The 19,151-nt window shown below is 70.4% G+C and carries 16 protein-coding genes and 2 riboswitches; of the genes, 9 read left to right on the top strand and 7 right to left on the bottom strand.

The genetic code is table 11. The features are described 5' to 3' along the window. Together ACQP1K_RS07600 and ACQP1K_RS07595 are read right to left on the bottom strand one after the other, a co-directional pair. Positions 1-1,245 carry a glycosyltransferase gene (locus tag ACQP1K_RS07600; RefSeq protein WP_433500164.1) on the bottom strand — a complete coding sequence of 415 codons (1,245 nt, stop codon included), beginning with the start codon at positions 1,243-1,245 and terminating at the stop codon, positions 1-3. After that, a complete protein-coding gene (locus ACQP1K_RS07595; RefSeq protein ID WP_433500163.1) occupies positions 1,242-2,321 on the bottom strand; it encodes a glycosyltransferase family 9 protein in 1,080 nt (359 codons plus the stop codon). The genes ACQP1K_RS07600 and ACQP1K_RS07595 overlap by 4 nt, the downstream gene beginning before the upstream one ends. 230 nt (positions 2,322-2,551) lie before the next feature. On the opposite strand from ACQP1K_RS07595, the gene ACQP1K_RS07590 reads away from it, so the two are divergent. The 4 genes from ACQP1K_RS07590 to ACQP1K_RS07575 all read left to right on the top strand — a co-directional run bounded on the left by ACQP1K_RS07590 (position 2,552) and on the right by ACQP1K_RS07575 (position 9,102). Continuing rightward, complete coding sequence (locus ACQP1K_RS07590) at positions 2,552-3,103, top strand: D-glycero-alpha-D-manno-heptose-1,7-bisphosphate 7-phosphatase (RefSeq protein WP_433500162.1); 552 nt, start codon at positions 2,552-2,554, stop codon at positions 3,101-3,103. Positions 3,104-3,139: 36 nt separating this feature from the next. Beyond that, positions 3,140-4,108, top strand: a complete 969-nt coding sequence (locus ACQP1K_RS07585; protein WP_433500161.1) for a glycosyltransferase — start codon at positions 3,140-3,142, stop codon at positions 4,106-4,108. A gap of 141 nt (positions 4,109-4,249) precedes the next feature. Next, positions 4,250-4,774, top strand: coding sequence for a DUF6789 family protein (locus ACQP1K_RS07580; protein WP_433500160.1), 525 nt, complete (start codon positions 4,250-4,252; stop codon positions 4,772-4,774). A gap of 1,997 nt (positions 4,775-6,771) precedes the next feature. Beyond that, a complete protein-coding gene (locus tag ACQP1K_RS07575; protein ID WP_433500159.1) occupies positions 6,772-9,102 on the top strand; it encodes a DUF222 domain-containing protein in 2,331 nt (776 codons plus the stop codon). 304 nt (positions 9,103-9,406) lie between these two features. Here ACQP1K_RS07575 and ACQP1K_RS07570 read toward each other — a convergent pair whose 3' ends face one another. Next, complete coding sequence (locus ACQP1K_RS07570) at positions 9,407-10,318, bottom strand: aldo/keto reductase (RefSeq protein WP_433500158.1); 912 nt, start codon at positions 10,316-10,318, stop codon at positions 9,407-9,409. 376 nt (positions 10,319-10,694) lie between these two features. Continuing rightward, positions 10,695-11,414, bottom strand: a complete 720-nt coding sequence (locus tag ACQP1K_RS07565; protein ID WP_433500157.1) for a DUF2470 domain-containing protein — start codon at positions 11,412-11,414, stop codon at positions 10,695-10,697. A 76-nt stretch (positions 11,415-11,490) separates the two neighbouring features. On the opposite strand from ACQP1K_RS07565, the gene rpsD reads away from it, so the two are divergent. After that, positions 11,491-12,105, top strand: coding sequence for a 30S ribosomal protein S4 (rpsD, locus tag ACQP1K_RS07560; protein WP_433500156.1), 615 nt, complete (start codon positions 11,491-11,493; stop codon positions 12,103-12,105). Here rpsD and ACQP1K_RS07555 read toward each other — a convergent pair. After that, positions 12,102-12,938 carry a hypothetical protein gene (locus tag ACQP1K_RS07555; RefSeq protein WP_433500155.1) on the bottom strand — a complete coding sequence of 279 codons (837 nt, stop codon included), beginning with the start codon at positions 12,936-12,938 and terminating at the stop codon, positions 12,102-12,104. The genes rpsD and ACQP1K_RS07555 overlap by 4 nt on opposite strands. A 340-nt stretch (positions 12,939-13,278) precedes the next feature. Next, positions 13,279-13,376, top strand: a riboswitch (glycine riboswitch). Next, positions 13,377-13,480, top strand: a riboswitch (glycine riboswitch). A gap of 37 nt (positions 13,481-13,517) precedes the next feature. Here ACQP1K_RS07555 and gcvT point away from each other — a divergent pair. From gcvT to ACQP1K_RS07535, 4 genes are read left to right on the top strand one after another with little or no spacing between them, the layout of a single operon-like run. Next, the gene (gene gcvT, locus ACQP1K_RS07550; RefSeq protein WP_433500154.1) at positions 13,518-14,669 is read left to right on the top strand and encodes a glycine cleavage system aminomethyltransferase GcvT; all 1,152 of its coding nucleotides are present in this window, start codon (positions 13,518-13,520) and stop codon (positions 14,667-14,669) included. Then, positions 14,666-15,055, top strand: a complete 390-nt coding sequence (gcvH, locus tag ACQP1K_RS07545) for a glycine cleavage system protein GcvH (protein ID WP_433500153.1) — start codon at positions 14,666-14,668, stop codon at positions 15,053-15,055. The genes gcvT and gcvH overlap by 4 nt, the downstream gene beginning before the upstream one ends. A 53-nt stretch (positions 15,056-15,108) precedes the next feature. Continuing rightward, positions 15,109-16,479: an L-serine ammonia-lyase gene (locus tag ACQP1K_RS07540; protein WP_433500152.1), complete on the top strand. Its 1,371-nt coding sequence runs from the start codon at positions 15,109-15,111 to the stop codon at positions 16,477-16,479. A gap of 34 nt (positions 16,480-16,513) precedes the next feature. Continuing rightward, positions 16,514-17,968, top strand: coding sequence for a hypothetical protein (locus ACQP1K_RS07535; protein WP_433500151.1), 1,455 nt, complete (start codon positions 16,514-16,516; stop codon positions 17,966-17,968). On the opposite strand, the gene ACQP1K_RS07530 is transcribed toward ACQP1K_RS07535, so the two are convergent. Together ACQP1K_RS07530 and ACQP1K_RS07525 are read right to left on the bottom strand one after the other, a co-directional pair. Then, on the bottom strand, positions 17,897-18,376 hold the full coding sequence (locus ACQP1K_RS07530) for a hypothetical protein (protein ID WP_433500150.1): 480 nt from the start codon (positions 18,374-18,376) through the stop codon (positions 17,897-17,899). The two genes, ACQP1K_RS07535 and ACQP1K_RS07530, sit on opposite strands and share 72 nt — an antisense overlap. A 2-nt stretch (positions 18,377-18,378) precedes the next feature. Beyond that, positions 18,379-19,071: a hypothetical protein gene (locus ACQP1K_RS07525; RefSeq protein WP_433500149.1), complete on the bottom strand. Its 693-nt coding sequence runs from the start codon at positions 19,069-19,071 to the stop codon at positions 18,379-18,381. Positions 19,072-19,151 lie beyond the last annotated feature (80 nt).

The raw sequence follows: 19,151 nt of genomic DNA, 5'->3' as shown, positions 1-19,151 counted from the left end.
TCAACCTCCAGCCACCGCGAGTCGGCCGAGCCCCCGCGAGCTCCCGAGAGCGGAAGAACCGCCGAGACGGCCGGTACGCTCACCGATCAGGGTCCGGTAGACGGCCTCGGTCTGGGCGGCCACCCTCGGCCAGCCGTACCGCGCGCGGGCACGGCGCGGACCGGCGGCCGACAGGGCGGCGCGCAGATCGGGACGTGCCAGTACGTCACGCAGCACCCGGGACAGCGCACGCGGCCGCCGCGGCGGCACGAGAACGCCGCATCCCGACACGGTGTCGAGGTGGCCGCCCACGGCGGACGCCACGACGGGCACCCCGCAGGCCAGCGCCTCGACCGGGACGATGCCGAACGGCTCGTACCAGGGCACGGTGACCAGCACGTCGGCAGAGCGCATCAGCGCCGGGACGTCGGCACGGGCGACACTGCCGATCAGCCGCACCCGGTCGGCCAGGCCGTACGCCTCGGCGAGCGCGCCCAGTCTGATCCCCTCGTCGTCGTACGGATCGCCGCCGGCGATGACAAGCTCGGCGTCGGGCACCTGGCGCATCGCGCGGACGATCGTGTCCACACCCTTGCGCGGGACCAGACGCCCGATGCTGAGCACCCGCGGCCGGTCCCCCTCGCCGCGCTGCGCGCCCCGGCCGTCCGGGCGGAACAGCTCCAGATCCACGCCGCAGGGCACCACCGAGATCCGTTCGTCCGGCACGCCCATCGCGACCAGCTCACGGACCTCGTCGCCGCACGTGGCGATGACCGCGGTCGCCTGACGGCCCACCTGCCGCTCGACGGCCGTACGCCGCGGCGGGCTGGTGTCGGAGCCGCCCTGCCAGCGCCGTTTGACCGTGCCGAGCGCGTGAAAGGTCTGCACGACCGGAATGCCGATGGGCCCGGCCGCCGACAGCGTCGCGAGACCACTCATCCAGAAGTGCGCGTGCGCCACGTCCGGCGGTTCCACCGCCCACCTGCGCGCGAGATGCGCCGCGAAGGCCGGCATGTACGGCAGCAGCTCGTCCTTGGGCAGCGGCTCCGGCGGCCCGGCCGGCACGTGGTCGATGGTCACGCCCGGAGCCATGACCACGGTGTCCGGCTGGTCGGCGCCGCTGCGCCGGGTGTGCACGGTGACTTCGTGGCCCCGCCCGGCCAGGGCGACGGCGAGCGCCGCGACGTGAACGTTCTGCCCGCCCGCGTCGACGCCGCCGATGGCGGCCAGCGGGCTGGCGTGTTCCGAAATCAGGGCGATTCTCATAGGACGCTCTCCTTCACTGCGGCTAGGCGGCGGACCGCTTCGACGATGTGTTCGCCACGGACCGAGGAGAGGCACGGGTGGCCGGGAACGGGGCAGATGCGCGCCCTGCTGCCCCGGCAGGGTGCATGCTGGTCGCCCAGTAGCTCGACTGGCACGCCGTACGGCGCCCAGCGTGCCGCGGGGACGACGGGGGCGAAGAGGCTGACCACCGGGGTGCGGACCGCGGCGGCGAGGTGGGCGGGCCCGGTGTTGGCCACGACGGCCACGGAGGCGGACGCGAGCACGCCGGCGAGCCCGGCGAACGTGGTCGCACCCCCCAGGTCCAGGACGAGATCCATCCCAAGGGGCGGGACGAAGGGCAGGGCGTCCGGGCCGGCGGCGGCGCGTGCGATGCGGGCGGTGAGCGCGCGTTCGGCGGGACCTCCGGTGATGATCACTCGTTCACCGGAGGCGGCGAGCTCACGCACGGCCTCGGCCCACCGCTCCTGCGGCCACGCCCGGGCCGGCACGCTGGTTCCCGGGTGCACCACCACATAGCCGGGCGGGCCGGTGAGATGCTCCAGGTTCGGGAGGGGCTCCCGTACGGCGAGCCGCCCGTCGTCACCGGGAGGCGGCTCGAAACCGGCGGCCCGGGCGAGATCGAGCATCCGTTCCGACTCTGGTACGTCCACGCTCTCGTCCACGATGTGCCGCACGTCGAGCAGGGATCCCGGATAGTCGGGGCTGATCGCCGCGATCCTCGGCGTCCCGGCCAGCCGGAGCAGCAGCGCCATCGGCAGCGCCGACTGGTGGAACGAGGTGAGGATCAGCGCCATGTCCGGGGCGATCCGCCGCACCTGCTCGATCAGCCGGCCGGCGTGCCTGCCGGTCAACGGCACGCCACCGGGGTCGATCCACGGCGTACGCCACTCCAGCGCCTGGTCCACCCCGGGCAGCAGCGCCGCGGCCGCCCGGCCGTGTGGCCCGGCGAGCAGGACGACCCGACGAGCGTTGGCGGCCACGGCGCGGACCGCCGGACCTGCGAGCAGCACGTCGCCCGCGTTGTCGGGCCGGACCACGAGAACCGTCCCGATCACGAGCGGCCCCTCGGGGAAAGGACCGCTGTGATTTCACCCAGGAATCGCATCGGTTACCTCCGTTGCGCGGTGCGTGTCTGGTTACCGAGAGAAGCGGTCCTAAACACTGCTTTGCGGAGAAGTCGCCGTACAAAGGGCTCAGGCTCAAGAACTGCTACTCTGCGTAGCGAACAGCCGGGTTTGTCACCTGACCACGCGGGTAGCCGGGGAGATGTCCTCCGGGAGGTGACTTGGCTCATCCAATCGACCGGCCCGCCTCGCCGCCGGCCGCCGTGCTGTTCGACCGCGACGGAACGCTCATCCACGATGTTCCGTACAACTCCGATCCCGATCGGGTGGAGCCGGTGCCGGGGGCACGGGCGGCTCTCGACCGGCTGCGCAGCGCGGGGGTGCGGATCGGGGTGGTCAGCAACCAGTCAGGGGTCGCACGGGGTTTGATCAGCCCGGTGGCGCTCGGCGAGGTGAACGCCCGCGTCGAGGAGCTGCTCGGCCCGTTCGACGTGTGGGCCGTGTGCCCGCACGATGACGACGACGGCTGCGAATGCCGCAAGCCCGCCCCCGGGTTGGTGCTGCGGGCGGCGGAGATCCTCGGGGTCGGCCCGGCAGACTGCGTGGTCGTCGGCGACATCGGACGGGACGTGGCGGCGGCCCGGGCCGCCGGGGCCCGGAGCATCCTCGTGCCGACCCCTCAGACGCTGGCGGCCGAGGTGGCCGCCGCGCCGGAGGTCGTCACGGACCTCACCGCCGCCGTGGACAGGCTGCTCGGGGAAGCATCGGTATGACACCGGCAGGATCGTAGGACGGGGAGCGATGATCCTATGAGAATCATGGTCTGGCATGTCCACGGCTCGTGGACCACGTCGTTCGTACAGGGGGGCCACGACTACCTCGTGCCGCTCACCCCCGGCAGGGGCCCGGACGGACGAGGACGGGCGCGGACCTACCCGTGGCCGGACAACGTGTACGAGGTTCCGTACGATCGGCTGGCGGCCGAGCATGTGGATCTCGTCGTGTACCAGCGGCCCCACGAGATCGAACTCGCCCGGGAGTGGCTGGGGCGGGACGTCCCCGGCGTCTACGTCGAGCACAACACCCCGGCGGGCGACGTCCCGAAGACACGACATCCGCTGGCGGACCGGGCCGACATCCCGCTGGTCCACGTGACCCATTTCAACGACCTGTTCTGGGACTCCGGCCGCGCGCCGACCCACGTGATCGAGCACGGTGTCGTCGATCCCGGCCATCTCTACACCGGAGAGCTCCCGCGGGCCGGTGTCGTGGTCAACGAACCGGTACGGCGATGGCGGGTGGCGGGCACCGACCTGCTGCCGACGTTCGCCGCCGCCGCTCCCCTGGATGTGTTCGGAATGAAGGTCACCGGGCTGCCGGCCACGCTCGGCCTGGCCGATGACATGGCGGCGTTCGAGGATCTGCCGCAGCGCGAGATGCACGCCGAGCTCGCCCGGAGACGTGTCTACCTGCACCCCTACCGCTGGACGTCACTCGGTCTGTCGCTCATCGAGGCCATGATGCTCGGCATGCCCGTCGTCGCGATGGCCACCACGGAGGCCGTCGAGGCGGTGCCCCCGGAGGCGGGGGTGATCTCGACGAAGCTGCCGACCCTCGTCCGTGCCCTGAAGACGTTCGCGACCGACCCCGAGCTCGCCGCCCAGGCCGGCAAGGCCGCCCGCTCCGCCGCCCTGGCCCGGTACGACGTACACCGGTTCCTCGCCGACTGGGAGCGGCTGCTCGGCGAGATCGTCCCCGACGGGGCCACGGGAACCTGAGGCGCCGCCCGGGCGGACAGCGGCGGAGACGGCCCGGAGAACAGCCGGGAGGGGGCCGCGCGCAACGGCAACGAGAACGTTTACCGAGAACGGAGCACGCTTGGGCACTCGAACCGGGTCTTGACGGGAAAAGCCACCATCATGATGCGCAACGTGATGAACGGCGCGATCGGCGGTGGCCTCGCGACCGCCGTCTACAGCGCGATGTCGATGGCCGGAGACAGAGCGGGCCTGCTGGGGCCCCAGCCACCCAAGCAGATCGCCGGGATCACTCTCCCCGGCCGCCCCCGGCGTACCTCCGGCGACAGCGTGCTCGGGACGATCTCTCATTTCGTGTTCGGCGCCGCCTCAGGCGCCCTGCTCGGCCTGCTGTCCACCGGTCAGCGGATACCCGTGCCCCTCGGCGCGGCGTACGGCCTGGCCGTCTGGTACGCCGGACACCAGGGGCTCATGCCTCCCATCGGCACGCTGCCGCCCGCCTCCGAGATCCGGATGAGCCGCCACGCCCTTCCGGTCGCGAGCCATCTGCTGTGGGGCACGACACTCGTCCTCGCCCTGAACCGTCTTCGGTGCGACAAGCCCACGCCTTTCGACGTGGCGATGCCCGTCCGCCAAACCCCGCAGACCCGGCGTCCCGACCAGAAAGCCGCCATCCTCGGCCAGTGACATTTCCCGACATATCCGGGGAAATGGATGGACTGTGAGGGACACCGGCGAGCGCTGCTGTACTGGCGCCGCCTCGGCACTGTCTCGGCACTGTCTCGACGCTGTCTCGACGCTATCTTGACGCTGGTCTCGGCGCTGTCTCGGCGCTGTCTTGGTCGGCGCCGCCGCCCCGGCACAGCGCTGCCGCCCGAACCGCTCGGACGCCGATGCCGACGGCGGACCCATTCGTCGCAGGCCGGCCCAGCCAGCGGCATCGATAGAGGTCGAGGTACGAGTATCGATCCCAGTCATCAATCTCTGCCGTCGACCACTGCCATCGATCCGATGTCGACCCGGCCGGGGTGGGGCCCGCCCAGCGCCGCATCACGCATCGCCGTGCTCGTATCGCCGTGCTCGTATCGCCGTGCTCGAATTGCCGTGCTCGAATTGCCGTGCTCGTATCGCCGTGCTCGTATCGCCGTGCTCGAATTGCCGTGCTCGAATTGCCGTGCTCGTATCGCCGCGTCACCGCATTGCCGTATTGCAGCGCGTCCGGTGTCGCCCACCGCTGATCTCGGCTATCGGTCTCGGTTGCACATCCCCGCCATCGTCGGGGAGTACGGCCGCGGACTCCTACCTCACCTCCGGTGCCGGTTCGTCGACGCCCCAGGTCATCCTCCCAGCTCCTGGCCCCGACATCGCGCCATCCACCGGCACAGCGGAGGGAACCGACCAACCGAAAAATCTAGCTCTCGTGCTGGTTAACGTGCTCAGCGGCGACAATCCCAGGCACCTGCTCGGATTCCTGGCATCCAATCCTGGATAGAGCCTGCCGTACATCAGAATCACCCTATATCGCCGCCACTGCCGCGATCTCCCCACCTCCACGACACCTTTTTCTCCCCAAATCACCCTTTCCATCCGCATCACCTCTCCCCCATCCACCACACCTCTCCCCTGAGGGCGCCTTCGCCGGCAGCGCGAACGGCGTTCGAATCTTCGCCTCAATTTGCCACCCACCTAGATGGTCCTCGATGGACAGCGTTCGTCATCTTGAATCAGCATCCACAGCAACTTTCCATTTCATATCCGACATAACAGACACTTGGGGCAATCATCATTTAATTCATATATTTACTTTGGAATTCCCCCATAGAGGCGTTGCCATTTCGGGAACCCATGTGAGAGAATTCAGACAGGCTTTCGAAATGGAGGACCGGAAAGGAGGGAACATGGAGCCGGCGGAGCTGATCCAGCCACTCGGGCCGTTCGATTCGGGTACGCCGCCTTTCCGGACTCGGTCGCTGCTGGGTCCTGAGTGGTGGGCCGCAGTGCGGGCCGAGGCGTCGGCGCGTGCGTCTGCCCGCTCCTCCGGCGGTCGGCAAGGGGCCGCGTCGTGGTCCGACTGGCCCGACTGGCTCGCCGCTGTTCCCGCTGTTCCCGCTGTTTCCCTCGCCCGTACGCTCCTGGAGGGTGTGTCTTCCGGCCGGGTGGTGGATGGCGGCTCCGGTGATGCCGGCTCTGTCGATGGCGCCTCCGCTGGTACGGCTCCTACAGTCGTCGCTCCTCCGGCGCACGTCGACGACCGTGACGATGACGCCCGATGGCGGCGTATCCGGGAGACTGCGGATACCCCGTCCAGTGGCTCCTCGCATGGCGTCTCGAGTGATGCTCCGGGCGCTTCCGAGGCCGGCACCACGGGTGATACCTCGGACGCTTCCGAGGACGGCCCCTCACGTGATGCCCCGGATGGTCCTTCGGACCGTCCCGCAGCTGATGCGGCAAGCGGCCCCGCGAGCGGTTCCCCCGGTGACTCTCCAGATGGTGCTTCAGCCGCTTCGACGGCCGGTCCCGGGAGTGATTCTCCGGGCGGTGTCGCGGACGGCACCTCGGACGCCTCTTCCGAGGGTGCCTCGGGTGACGCTCCGGATGGTTCTTCGAGCGGTTCCTCAGGTGGTTCTTCGGACGGTCCCGCAGCTGATGGTTCAAGCGGTTACACGGATGGTTCTTCGGACGGCTTGGGCGATGGGGGTGCGGCGGGTTCCACGGACGCGGTGGGCGCGGTGGACGTGGACGGGGTGTTGTCGTGGCCGTTGGTGAGTCAGGTGCGGGAGGCCGCGCTGGCGGTGGCGGTGACTCCTGTCCCGGAGGCGGCGGAGGTGTGCCTGGCGCAGCTGGAGGAGCTGGCGTTCGCGCGGGACCGGCTGGAGGCGGCGATCGCTTTGCGTGCCGGGCGGGTGCACGCGGCCGGGGCGGCCCGGCAGGCGGGACACGCCTCGACGAGGACGTGGCTGCGGTCGGTGTGCGGGATGAGCCGCCGGGCGGCTCACCGCACCGTGGCCCTGGGCGTCGAGCTGGAACGCCTGCCTGAGGTGCGGGCACGCTTCGCCGCCGGGAACCTGGCCGAGGCGGTGGTCTCGGCGATCTGCGCGGCCACCACCGGGCTGAGCGATGCGGACGCGGTCAAGGCCGAGACGATCCTGCTGGAGCTGGCCGATTCCGCCGGGCCGCAGGAGATCGCCAAAGCGGGACGGTATCTCCGCGCGGTGCTGGACCCCGATGGGGAGCTCCGGGATGCCGGTGCCGATGACGATGCCCGGTTCCTGCTGGTGCGGGAGACCGATGCCGGCGGGGTGGAGGGGGAGTTCCGTCTGCCGCGGGAGGCCGCCGCCCGGCTGCGGGCGCTGCTGGACGCCTACGCCAGGCCCAAGGCGCAGGGGGATGACCGGCCGCTGCGGGTCCGCAACGCCGACGCGCTGATCGCACTGCTGGAACAGCAGATCACCACCGAACTCCTGGTGTTGATCAACGCCGAATCCCTCCCCGACGACCCCACCCCTCACGGCACCACTCCCAACGAGTCCACACCCAGCGACACCCCACCCGAAGACAGATCGTCCGACGGCACCGCACCCGACGACGCAAGGCTCGGCGACACCGCGTTCGACGACGCCCAGCCCGGCGATGCCGCTCCCGGCGACACCGTGCCTGGTGACACCGTGTCTGAAAACGCCGCGCCCGGTGACGCCACGCCGGGTGACACCGTCCGGAGCGATGGCCCGGCGCGTGCGACCGGCCCGGAGACCCGCGAGGACCCCGGTGGGGACCCCGGCCCTGATCACACGCCCGACCCCGCTCCCGAGCCTTCTCCCGAGCCTGCTCTCGAATCCGCTCCCGAGCCCGCTTCCGGCTTCATTTCCGGGGCCCTTCCCGGGACCGGCCACGGAAACGGCAAAAGGGACACCGCTCCAGGCGATGATCCCCCCTGCGGACAGGACCCCGGGCAACCCACCGAGAGGTCAGCCGAACCACGCCGGACCTCCGTCCACCCTGCCCCCAGGAGCGGTGACAAGCCCAGCGCTGTCACCGAGACCGGAAGCACTGACCAGCCGGCGACCGAGAACCACACGGAAATCCGCACGGGAACCCGCACGGGAACCCGCACCCGGATCGACCGCTGGGCCGGCGAAGACGATGACATCGCGAACACCACTCCCACCGGCGCCGCCGTCGACTCCCACCGAACAAACCCCATCACCGAAGACCCCGGCAGCGGAGACCCCCCTAAGAGCGGCACTGGCAGAGGCGACCCCACCACCGGCGACCTCAACAGCGGCAATCCCCGTGGGAACGGCCCGAGCAGAGGCGACCCCACCACCGGCGGCCCCGGCAGAGTCGATCCCCATGAAGGCGATCCCCATGAAGGCGATCCCCGTGGGGGCATGGGAGCCGGCGGCAGAGGAACCGGAAACGTGGACGCCGGGGGTGCGAACACCGGCGGCGGGTCCGAGGACACGGGATGCGAGGCCGGGGACCGGCGGTGGCTGTCGGTGCTGCGCACCCTGCCCGGGCTGCTGCTGTCCACCGGACACCTGCTGCCGATCACCGACATCCACCGCCTGGCCCGCACCTCCACCCTCGTCCGCCTGGTCATGAACGCCGACGGACAGGTCCTGGACATGGGCCGCAAAACCCGCCTGGCCACCCCCGCCCAACGCCGCGCCATCGCCGCCCGCTACGACACCTGCTGGGTGAAAGGCTGCCCGCTCCCGGCAAGCATGTGCCAGATCGACCACCTCGACAACTGGAGCGAAGGCGGCCACACCGACCTGGCCAGACTCGGCCCCGCCTGCCAATTCCACAACCGCGACCGCTACCTGCACCCCGACCGCTACCAACGCCGCCAGATCGGCCCCGACCGCTGGGAATTCACCTACATCGGCCCCTCACCCACCAGAAAACACCGACGTGAGCCGACACAGCCGACGCTCGCCTCCGCCTGGAGCAGCAGCCCGACCGCGATGCCGGCCCGCCCTGCCGAGCCCGTCCCTGGGCAATGCCATCCATGAGCAAGGCCATAGGTGAGCAACGTCCTCCGCGGCCGGGCCCGCCTGAACCCGCCGGGCCCGCCTGGACCCGCTGGACCCGCTGGACCCGCCCCGGACGGTAGACCGCCGCTGTGAGCACAGACCACCCCTGGGAGCCGGTCGACCTGGGCAAGCACGAGCCTGCTCCGGGGACGACGGTACGTGTCGCAAGGCTGGAGAACCAGGAGGAGCGACCGGCAGGAGTGGCCGAGCAGAGTGACTCAGGAGGTGCGATCGGACCGAGGTGGCCCGGGCAGGGGAGATTCAAGACCTGCGCTCAGGCTGATCACGCGGGGGCATCGAGGCGGGCCGCTGACTCGTCGTCGAGCTTGACCTCGGTGAGCAGCTCGTCGAGCTGGGCGATGGAGCTCACCCCGACGATCGGCACGATGCCTTGTGTCTGGAGCCAGGCGAGGACCACCTGGTTGCGGGTCGCGCCGAGTTCCGCGGTGACCTCGTCGAGCACGGCGAGCCGCCGGGTCGTACCGGGGTGATCGTAGTGCTCGGGCAGCGGCTTGCCCGCGTAGGCGCCATTGAGGAGAGAGGTGTAGACCCACAGGGTCAGGTCGTCTTCGGAGCGAACGTAGTCGAGCGTCTCCTCGCCGACCTGCACGTGTCCGCTCTCCGGCAGGCGTACTCCGGGCCTGGGGCGCAGATAGGAGTGGCGCAGCTGAAGGTGGGTGTAGCGGGTGCAGCCGCGCGCCGTGGCCAGCGACCGGGCACGCTCAAGGCGCCAGGTGGCGTGGTTGCTCGCGCCGATCTCCCTGGCCAGGCCCGCCTGCACGAGTTCGTCGAGGACGGCGACGGTCTCCTCCAGGGGTACGGACCTGTCCTCGATGTGGGCCCAGTACACGTCGACGTGCTCGACCCCCAGCCGCCGCAGGCTGCCCTCGACCGCGGCGCGGATCACCGGGGCGGACAGCCCCTCGGCCGAACCCATGGTGCGGTCTCCCGGAACGGTGGGGCGTGCCCCGCACTTCGTGCTGATCGTCATCCGGTCGCGGTTGCGCCGCGTGGCGAGCCACCGGCCGATGGTGATCTCGCTTTCGTCACCGGTCGCGCCTTCTATCCAGAAGGGGTAGTTATTCGACGTGTCAATGATCGTTCCGCCACGCTCGGCGAACCGGTCGAGGATGGCGAACGAGGTCTTCTCGTCGAGAGTGGTCCCGAACGGGATGGTCCCCAGTGCGATTCTCATGCCGCACACCATGCAACCTGGAGCACACTCCACCGCAAGTCGGCCGCCGGGGCGGGCGCGGCGGGGCCCGACCGGAGATCGTCATCGCCCACGCTCCGCGCGCCGGTGGCCGTAGAACACGATGCGCTCCTTGCGCAGTCCCTGGGCGAACCGGTGCCGGCGCATGGCGGAGGGGGGCGCCTGCTCTCCCCACCGCCACCCAGTCGAAGGCAGGGCCGTCGGGCGGCGGAATCCACTCAGTGGCCGCAGCTCGGCGAGAGCAGACGGCTCAGTGAGGGCGGACGGCTCAGTGAGGGCGGACGGCTCAGTGAGGGCGGACGGCTCAGTGAGGGCGGACGGCTCAGTGAGGGCGGGCGGCTTGGTGAGAGTGGGCGGCTCAGTGGGGACAGACGAGGCAGGTCACGGCCTGCTCGAAGGCCGTGCGAGTGGGAAGAGGCACCGGCCAGGGGAGCCTGACCAACTGGTTCTCGCACATTCGCACAGTGGCGCCATAGCGGTCGAGTTCCCATAGCCAGGCGTCGTCGGCGTTCTCTCCCGTCAGCTTGGTCATCGACTGGACGAACTGTTCTCGGTGAGATTCGTTGACGTGACGGATCAGCCGTTCGGCGGTGTCGAGGAACGGGTCCGGGGCCGAGGCGAGGTAGTCCCCGGCGTCGAGGAGGCCGGACTCCTGCACGGTGAGATAGATGACCCGGCCGATATCGAGCCGGAGGAGTTTCGGCGTGCCGCCGTCGAGGGCGGCGAGCAGGTCGTCGTCGGGACACCGCTCGGCGATCGCGATCGCGGTCTCTCTGGCTTCCTCGCCGGGCACGTCCTGGGTCCATCCCTGGACCTTGAGCAGGCCGCGCGGCCGCTGGACGCCGCCGAGATCCCGGGTCGCGACCAGGTCGACCGTCACCAGGGTCTCCGTGGCCGTGCCGTACAGGAACTCGCCGGGCTTGACGAGGAGTACGGGACGGCCCGCCGCGTCCACCCCACCCCGTGCGGGGCCGGTGGGAATGTCAGTGCCGGTGACGGAGATGTGTGTCGGCGTGGCGGTCGCCGCGAGAGTCCTGACGCGTTCCGGGATCGGAGGTGCGGTTACGGGGTGCCTCATGTCTCTCCTTGAGGCTCTGACGTCAATTAGGTTAGCCTTACCTTAGTTATTGGATCTCACCTTGGGAAGGCCGAGCATGCGCTACACGGGACCGAAGGTCCGTCTCTCACGCCGGGCGGGGGTACCGCTGACCCGCAAGGCGGTGAAGCACCTCGAGGCTCGGCCGTACCCTCCGGGCGAGCACGGACGGAAGACCGACCGTCGCGGGGCGGGCGACTTCGGCGTCCGGCTGCTGGAGAAGCAGAAGCTGCGGTGGTACTACGACGTGTCGGAGAGACAGCTGCGCCGCTATTGGGATCTCGCGGTGCGGCGGCCGGGTCGTTCCGGTGAGGAACTGCTGGTGATCCTGGAGACGCGCCTGGCCTCCCTCGTCCTGCGTGCCGGGTTCGCGCCGTCGATCTACGCCGCCAGGCAGTACGTCACCCACGGCCACATCGCCGTGGACGGCCGGAAGGTCGACATACCGAGCTATCTCGTGCGGCCGGGACAGGTCGTCGGCATCCGTACCGGGTCACGCGGGATGCAGCCCTTCGTGGCGGCCGCGGAAGGCGTCTACGCCGACACGCAGACGGCGGCCTACCTTACGGTGGACCACAGGGAACTGCGCTTCACGCTCGTCACCCGCCCCTTACGCGAGCAGATCGCGGTGCCGGTCGACGAACAGCTCGTGGTCGAGCACTACTCGCGTTAGAACGCACGGTCACCGGAGTGCGGCGATCGCTCGTCGGCGCCCGGCGACATCCACACACCGCGGACGCCGCGGGGCGGCGACGGCAGGTCGTGGCGGCCGGAGACGAACTCCTGGACGGCGATCTTCGCTCGGATGACCGGACGCCGCCAGCGCTCCTCCCGGTGTACGGCCTTCGCCATGCGCCTCGGTTTGGGCCGCCTGGCCACATCCGAGTAGAACCAGCGTGCCCAGGGTGATCCGGGACGGGCCAGCCGCACCGCGCCGACGTAGACGAACGGCGGGACGAACAGCCCGAGCAGGCCGCTCCAGATCTTTCCCTTGAGCAGGGTGACGACGGCGAAGACGAGGTTGACGACGAGGAACACCGCCGCCGGCCAGGTTCCCGTCAGCGCTCCGTCCGCCCCGCTCCAGGCGAGCGGGCGCAGGCCGAGCAGCAGCAGCCCGGTGGCCGCGATCGCGACGAAGACCGCGTCGACCGAGGTGCGGCCCTCCTCCTGCCAGTAGACGTCGCGCAGGTGCAGGATGAGCGCGAACTCGTCGAGCACGAGTGCGGCGCCTACGCCGAAGACGGCGGCCGTGAACGAGTACCACGCCGTCGACACGCCGGCCAGGACGAGGCCGGCCACGCCGCCGAGCAGCATGAGGATCACGCCGAACACAACGTGGTGGATGTGCATCTCCCCCACGTTGACGTTGCCGAACCAGCGGACCCGCGCCCGGATCAGCCGCACGTTGATCCTCGTGCACACGAAAGCGACGATCAGCGCGACGAAGAAGCAGAACAGCGGCAGCCGGTGGACATCGACGACACGCTCATGGAACCAGTCACCCATACAAAGCCCCCGGTTCCCGATGGTAAGGCGCGACCCAAGGTGCTCCGCTCGGGCACATGCCCACCCCAAGGCCGGGCGGGCGGCAGGCGGCGCGGGAAAAGAAGGGAAAAGAGGCGGGAAAGGAGGCAGGGAAAAGACGTGGGAGGTAGGGCCGGGGAGGCGGGGCTGGAGTGGTACGGCGCCCGAGGTACGACAGGTGACACCGGGAGCCGAGACACGGGAGACACAGGAGACACAGGAGGTCGGCGGGTGAGGCCAGGCGCTGGAGGAGGCAGGGAAACAAGCGTGGACGAACGGTTATGGAGATCGGGGGTGAGCGGTTAGGCTTGCCGTGCACCGGTGATCCTGTGCGGGAGAGCGTCCTGGCAGCCGGCCAGGGCCCCTGAAGGAGCAAGCCCTCCCCGCGAACCTCTCAAGGCAAAGGACCGTACGGGCCAGGTGTGCTCTGGAAAGTGGACCGCGAGGGATCGGGGTCTCGCCGAAGGTGAAAGTCCGGCAAAACACGGACGAAGCTCTCAGGCGCCGATGACAGAGGGGGAGGATGCCCTCATCCGTCCTTTCCGAGGTGCGAGTTCGATCATGTCTCGATCCACTCCATTGCGCGAGGTCCACGAGAACCTCGGCGCGACCCTGACCGACTTCGCCGGATGGCTCATGCCGCTGCGTTACGGCAGCGAGTCGGCCGAGCACGACGCGGTCCGTACGGCCGCGGGCCTGTTCGACCTGTCCCACATGGGCGAGATCTTCGTCACCGGGCCACGGGCGGGCGAGGCGCTCGACTACGCCCTGGTCGGCCACCTGAGCACGCTCGGCCTGGGCCGTGCCCGCTACACGATGATGGTGAACGAGGCCGGCGGCATCCTCGACGACCTCATCGTCTACCGGCTCGGCGACGAGGAGTTCCTGGTCGTCGCGAACGCCGCCAACGCGGCCCTGGTCGTACGCGAACTGACCGAGCGCACCGCGCGATTCGCCGAGTCGTCCGGCGCGGCGGCATCCGATGCGGTTGTCGAGGACCGGTCCGCCGACTACGCGTTGATCGCGATCCAGGGGCCGCGCGCCGCCGAGATCCTGCGCGGCCTGGCCGAGGCCGGCACCGCCGCCGACCTGGACGGCATGAAGTACTACTCGATCGTCTCCGGGACGGTCGCCGGGGTGGCCGCGCTGATCGCCAGAACCGGTTACACGGGCGAGGACGGGTTCGAGCTGCTCGTACGTCCCCAGGACGCGGCGTCGCTGTGGCACGCGTTGAGCGAGGCCGGCAAGGATCTCGGCTTGGCGCCCGCGGGGCTGTCGGCCCGCGACACGCTGCGCCTCGAGGCGGGCATGCCGCTCTACGGCAACGAACTGACCACCGAGACGACGCCGTTCGACGCGGGCCTCGGCCGGGTGGTGCGGTTCGACAAACCCGGCGACTTCGTCGGCCGGACCGCCCTCGCCGAGATCGCCAAGAGTGAGGGAACGGATGCGGCGGGCGTGAGCCGGCGGCTGGTCGGGCTGGTGGCGAGGGGCCGCCGCGTGCCCCGCCACGGCTATCCGGTGATCCGGGGCGGCGAGGTCGTCGGCGAGGTCACCAGCGGTGCCCCCTCGCGTTCGCTCGGCAGGCCGATCGCGCTGGCGTACGTCTCCCGCCCCGCCGCCGAGAGCGGGAACGACCTGGCCGTGGACATCCGCGGCTCCCACGAACCAGTTGACATCGTCGACCTGCCCTTCTACAGGAGGAACAAGTGACCAACATTCCCGAGGCACTGAGCTACACCAAGGAGCACGAGTGGGTGGCCGGGCTGGACGAGGGCTCGACCGTGACGGTCGGCATCACCGCACACGCGGCGGACCAGCTCGGTGACGTGGTCTACGTGCAGGTGCCCGAGGTCGGGGCCGCCGTCTCCGCCGGTGACGTGGTCGGCGAGGTCGAGTCGACCAAGTCGGTGAGCGACATCTTCTGCCCGGTCGACGGCGAGGTCGTGGAGACCAATCCCGCCGTCGTGGACGACCCGTCGCTGATCAATTCCGACCCGTACGGCGAGGGATGGCTGTTCCGGGTGCGCGTCGAGCACGAGCCGGAAGAGGTGCTGACCGCCGCCGAGTACAACGCGTTCATCTCAGGCGGGTCCTGACAGCGGTCCCGGAAAACGGGACCGGAAGAAGAGCGGATCAAGGGACCGGATCAATGGCGATCAGTGTCTTCGACCTGTTCAAGGTGGGAATCGGGCCGTCCAGCTCGCACACGGGCGGCCCGATGGCCGCGGCGCACAAATTCGCCAGGGGCCTGCACGGCGACGGCCTGCTGGAGAAGGTCACCCGGGTCGAGGCCATCCTGTACGGCTCGCTGGGGCTGACCGGCAAGGGTCACGGCAGCGACAAGGCGGTCATGCTCGGTCTGTCGGGTGACAAGCCCGAACTCGTCGACGTGGACACCGTCGAGGACAGGCTCGCCGCCATGCGGGCGAGCGGCACGATCACGGTGTACGGCACGCACGAGATCCCGTTCGTCATCGGCGAAGACCTGATCTTCGAGCGGAAGGTGTCGCTGCCGCACCATCCCAATGGCATGCGCTTCACCGCGTTCGCCGACGACACGGTGCTGCGTGAGAAGGTCTACTACTCCGTCGGCGGCGGGTTCGTCGTGGACGAGAACGCGACGGGCGCCGACCGGATAAAGCCCGACGACACGGTGCTGCCGCACCCGTTCAGGACGGGGGACGAACTGCTGGAGCGGTGCGCCGACACGGGCCTTTCGATCTCCGGGGTGATGCTGGAGAACGAGCAGGCCTTCGGCCGTACCCAGGAGGAGATCCGCGCTGGCCTGCTGCACCTGTGGTCGGTCATGTCCGAGTGCGTCCGACGTGGCTGCGGCCGCGAGGGCGTGCTGCCGGGCGGGCTCAAGGTCAGGCGCCGGGCCAACCAGCTCCACCGCAGGCTGCGCAGCGAGAGCGACGCCGACCCGCTGCGCGCGATGGACTGGGTGACGCTGTTCGCCCTCGCCGTCAACGAGGAGAACGCCGCCGGCGGCCGCATCGTCACCGCGCCGACCAACGGCGCCGCCGGGATCGTCCCCGCCGTGCTGTCGTACTACACGAAGTTCGTCCCCGGTGCGAACGATGACGGCGTCGTGCGCTTCCTGCTCACCGCCGGGGCGATCGGCGTGCTGTTCAAGGAGAACGCCTCCATCTCCGGGGCCGAGGTCGGCTGCCAGGGAGAGGTCGGTTCGGCCTGCTCGATGGCCGCCGCCGGCCTGACCGAGGTGCTGGGCGGCACCCCCGAGCAGGTGGAGAACGCCGCGGAGATCGGCATCGAGCACAACCTCGGCCTCACCTGCGACCCCATCGGGGGTCTGGTGCAGATCCCGTGCATCGAGCGCAACGCGGTAGCCTCCATCAAGGCGATCGCCGCCTCCCGGATCGCGCTACGGGGCGACGGCCGCCACTTCGTGGCGCTCGACAAGGCCATCAAGACCATGCGGGACACCGGCAGGGACATGCTCGACAAATACAAGGAGACCTCGCGCGGCGGGCTCGCCGTCAACGTCATCGAGTGCTGATCCCTACCACCCCGGTGACGAGGAGGATCATCTGGTGGGTGCACGGGTGAGGGCGCACCGGGCGTTCCTGGTCGTGCTGGCCCTCGGTGTCGTGCTGCGCGGGCTGGCCGTCCTCGGCTACCGCCCGGCCCTGTGGTTCTGGGCCGACTCGTTCGCCTACCTCAGCTCGGCCCTGGACCTGCAGCCCCTGCGGTCCAGGCCGTCGGGCTACTCGCTGTTCCTGTGGGCGCTCGGCCCGCTGCAGAGCATCACCGCCGTCGTGATCGTCCAGCACCTGCTCGGCCTGGGCATCGCCTGCTGCGTGTACGCCGTGCTGCGGCGCCGTACGACACTGTCGGGCCGGAGCGCGGCGCTGGTGGCGGCGCCGGTGCTGCTGGACGCGCACCAGATCCAGCTCGAACACCTCGTCATGGCCGACCTGCTCTTCACGGCCCTCGTCGTGGCTGCGGTGACGCTGCTGCTGTGGTGGCCGCGCCCGCCGCTGTGGGCGGCCGTCACCGCGCTGCTCCTGCTCGGACTCGCCACGATCACCCGGACGATCGGGCTGCCGCTGATCGTGCTCGCGCTGCTCGCCCTGCTCATGCTGTTCCCCGGGCGCGCGCGATGGCGGGCCGCCCTCGCCGGGCTGGCCACCGCCTGCGCCGTGCTGGGCGGCTACGCCGTCTGGTATCACAGCGCCCACGGGTCGTACGGCATGGGCGGCAGCAACACCTGGCTGTGGTCGCGGACGATGACGTTCGCCGACTGCTCGGTCATGCGGCCGCCGAAGGAACTCGCCGTGCTGTGCCCGCCGCCGGGGCCGCGGAAGGCCGCCCCGGCCTACATCTGGGACACCGATTCACCGCTCCGGCGTGCCGGCGAGGACCGGGAGCGCCTGGCCGGGGAGTTCGCCTCGCTCGCGATCCGCAGCCAGCCGGTCGACTTCCTGCTCACCGGGCTGAGCGACGCGCTGTGGGCGTTCGAGTGGGACCGCCGGGTCTATCCCTCCCCCGGTCCGCAGAGCGCCTACGTCTTCCCCGAGAAGGTCGGTCCGTTCAGCGACAAGGTCGCCTCCGCCGGCCGCACCGCGACGGAACTGACCGTTTCGTACCAGCGCACGCCGGGTGCGACGAGCGTCGTGGAGCCGTACGCCGGTTGGCTGCGCGCCTACCAGCAGGCCGGGTTCGTACGCGGGCCGCTGCTGGCCCTGATGCTGCTGATCGGGCTCGGCTGTGTGCCGGCCCGGAGGTGGGCCGCGCTGCTGCCGTGGTCCGCCGCCATGGGGCTGCTCATGCTACCGCCGCTCATCGCGGCCTTCGATCACCGCTATGTGGTGCCCGTCATCCCTCTCGCCTGCCTGGCCGCCGGACTCGCCCTGGGCTCCCCCACGTCCCCGGGCTCCCGTGCGCGCGACTCCCGTACGCGCGGCCCCCGGCGTTCATCGCCGGCGCACGTGCAGGCGGACGACGGCGGGAAGGTCCGGCAGGTCCACCGCGCCGCGAAGCCGTGAGATCGCCGTGCGGTCGAGCCGGTCGATCACCTCAGGCAGGTCGGCATCCGGCCGCAGCGACAGCGCCACCCGCATCCTGCGCTCGCCCACGAGCCTGACCTTGATGTCGGCGACGCCGTCGACGCCCTTCAGCGCGACGCCCAGCATCGCGGCGCCCGAGCCGGTACGGCTCCCGCGGCGCCGCCAGCCGAGCGCGGAGGCGAGCCAGCGGGAGCCGGCCAGCGCGAGCAGCAGCGCGACCCCGGCGGCCAGCGGCCAGATCCAGGGTCTGCCCTCGGTGAGCGAGCCGAGGTCCACGATCGGGTCGTCCGGACGGTCGAGCCGGACGGACATCAGATAGCCGCCCCCGCCGATCAGGGCCAGGCCCACCAGGCCGATGCCGATGCGGTTCCCCAGATGTGGGAGCACTGTCACATCCTCCGCCCGCGTAGCCGTACGACCACCTCGTGGTGGCCGTACGCGCCGAGACCGGAGAGCCGGTCGCCGACCGCCGCGCCGATCTCACGGAGCAGTTCTCCTGGGCGGTCCGCGTCGGTGACCACCGTGACCTCGATCTGCCTGCGCAGGACGCGCACACGGGCGTGCTCGACTCCGGCGACGCCGTGGTCGTGGCCGTCGTCGTGAACCTGGGCGTGGCCCCGGTCGCGAACCTGGGCATGAACCCGGTCCGCGTAGCCGCCGTCCGCCGCCTCGTACGCCGCCGCGGCGAGCGTACGGCGCAGGCCGGAGCGGGTGAGACCGAGGACGAGCAGCGGATCGTCGCTCTCCAGGGGCACCAGCCTGGGCCGTCCGGGAACCACGGCGAGGGCCACCAGGCCCGCCCCGCAGACGATCATGACCATCGCGACGGTCGGGACGACGGGATCGCCGAAGGTCACCGACAGCACCTGGCCGATCCGCGGCCACAGCGCCGACGGCCGTACGGCGAAGCCCGCCATCGCGGCGACGATCTCGGCGAGCCCCGCCCAGGCGAGCAGGGAGAGCACTGCTGCCACGGTGACCCCCGCCGGCGTGCGGGCCGGCCGGAGTGCTCGCTCGGGAGAACCGGAGCCGAGGGCCTCCCGGTACGGGAAGCCCGTGACAAGGTCTTGGACCACGCTCACCTGTCTCCCATCCCTCTCTTACCTGCTCATGAACTAGGTACAACGCCGCTCGGCGGCGGCGCTGTCCTCACCCGCCGAGC

The sequence above is a fragment of the Sphaerimonospora sp. CA-214678 genome (assembly GCF_050942215.1).
Taxonomy (GTDB): domain Bacteria; phylum Actinomycetota; class Actinomycetes; order Streptosporangiales; family Streptosporangiaceae; genus Sphaerimonospora.
This window is presented reverse-complemented; position numbering and strand designations above follow the sequence as displayed.

What these genes read in the sequence shown, in the direction of transcription:
- ACQP1K_RS07600 (WP_433500164.1), bottom strand. Translation starts at nt 1,245, where the DNA reads ATGAGAATCGCCCTGATTTCGGAACACGCCAGCCCGCTGGCCGCCATC.
- ACQP1K_RS07585 (WP_433500161.1), top strand. Translation starts at nt 3,140, where the DNA reads ATGAGAATCATGGTCTGGCATGTCCACGGCTCGTGGACCACGTCGTTC.
- ACQP1K_RS07580 (WP_433500160.1), top strand. Translation starts at nt 4,250, where the DNA reads ATGATGCGCAACGTGATGAACGGCGCGATCGGCGGTGGCCTCGCGACC.
- ACQP1K_RS07570 (WP_433500158.1), bottom strand. Translation starts at nt 10,318, where the DNA reads ATGAGAATCGCACTGGGGACCATCCCGTTCGGGACCACTCTCGACGAG.
- ACQP1K_RS07565 (WP_433500157.1), bottom strand. Translation starts at nt 11,414, where the DNA reads ATGAGGCACCCCGTAACCGCACCTCCGATCCCGGAACGCGTCAGGACT.
- rpsD (WP_433500156.1), top strand. Translation starts at nt 11,491, where the DNA reads ATGCGCTACACGGGACCGAAGGTCCGTCTCTCACGCCGGGCGGGGGTA.
- ACQP1K_RS07555 (WP_433500155.1), bottom strand. Translation starts at nt 12,938, where the DNA reads ATGGGTGACTGGTTCCATGAGCGTGTCGTCGATGTCCACCGGCTGCCG.
- gcvT (WP_433500154.1), top strand. Translation starts at nt 13,518, where the DNA reads ATGTCTCGATCCACTCCATTGCGCGAGGTCCACGAGAACCTCGGCGCG.
- ACQP1K_RS07540 (WP_433500152.1), top strand. Translation starts at nt 15,109, where the DNA reads ATGGCGATCAGTGTCTTCGACCTGTTCAAGGTGGGAATCGGGCCGTCC.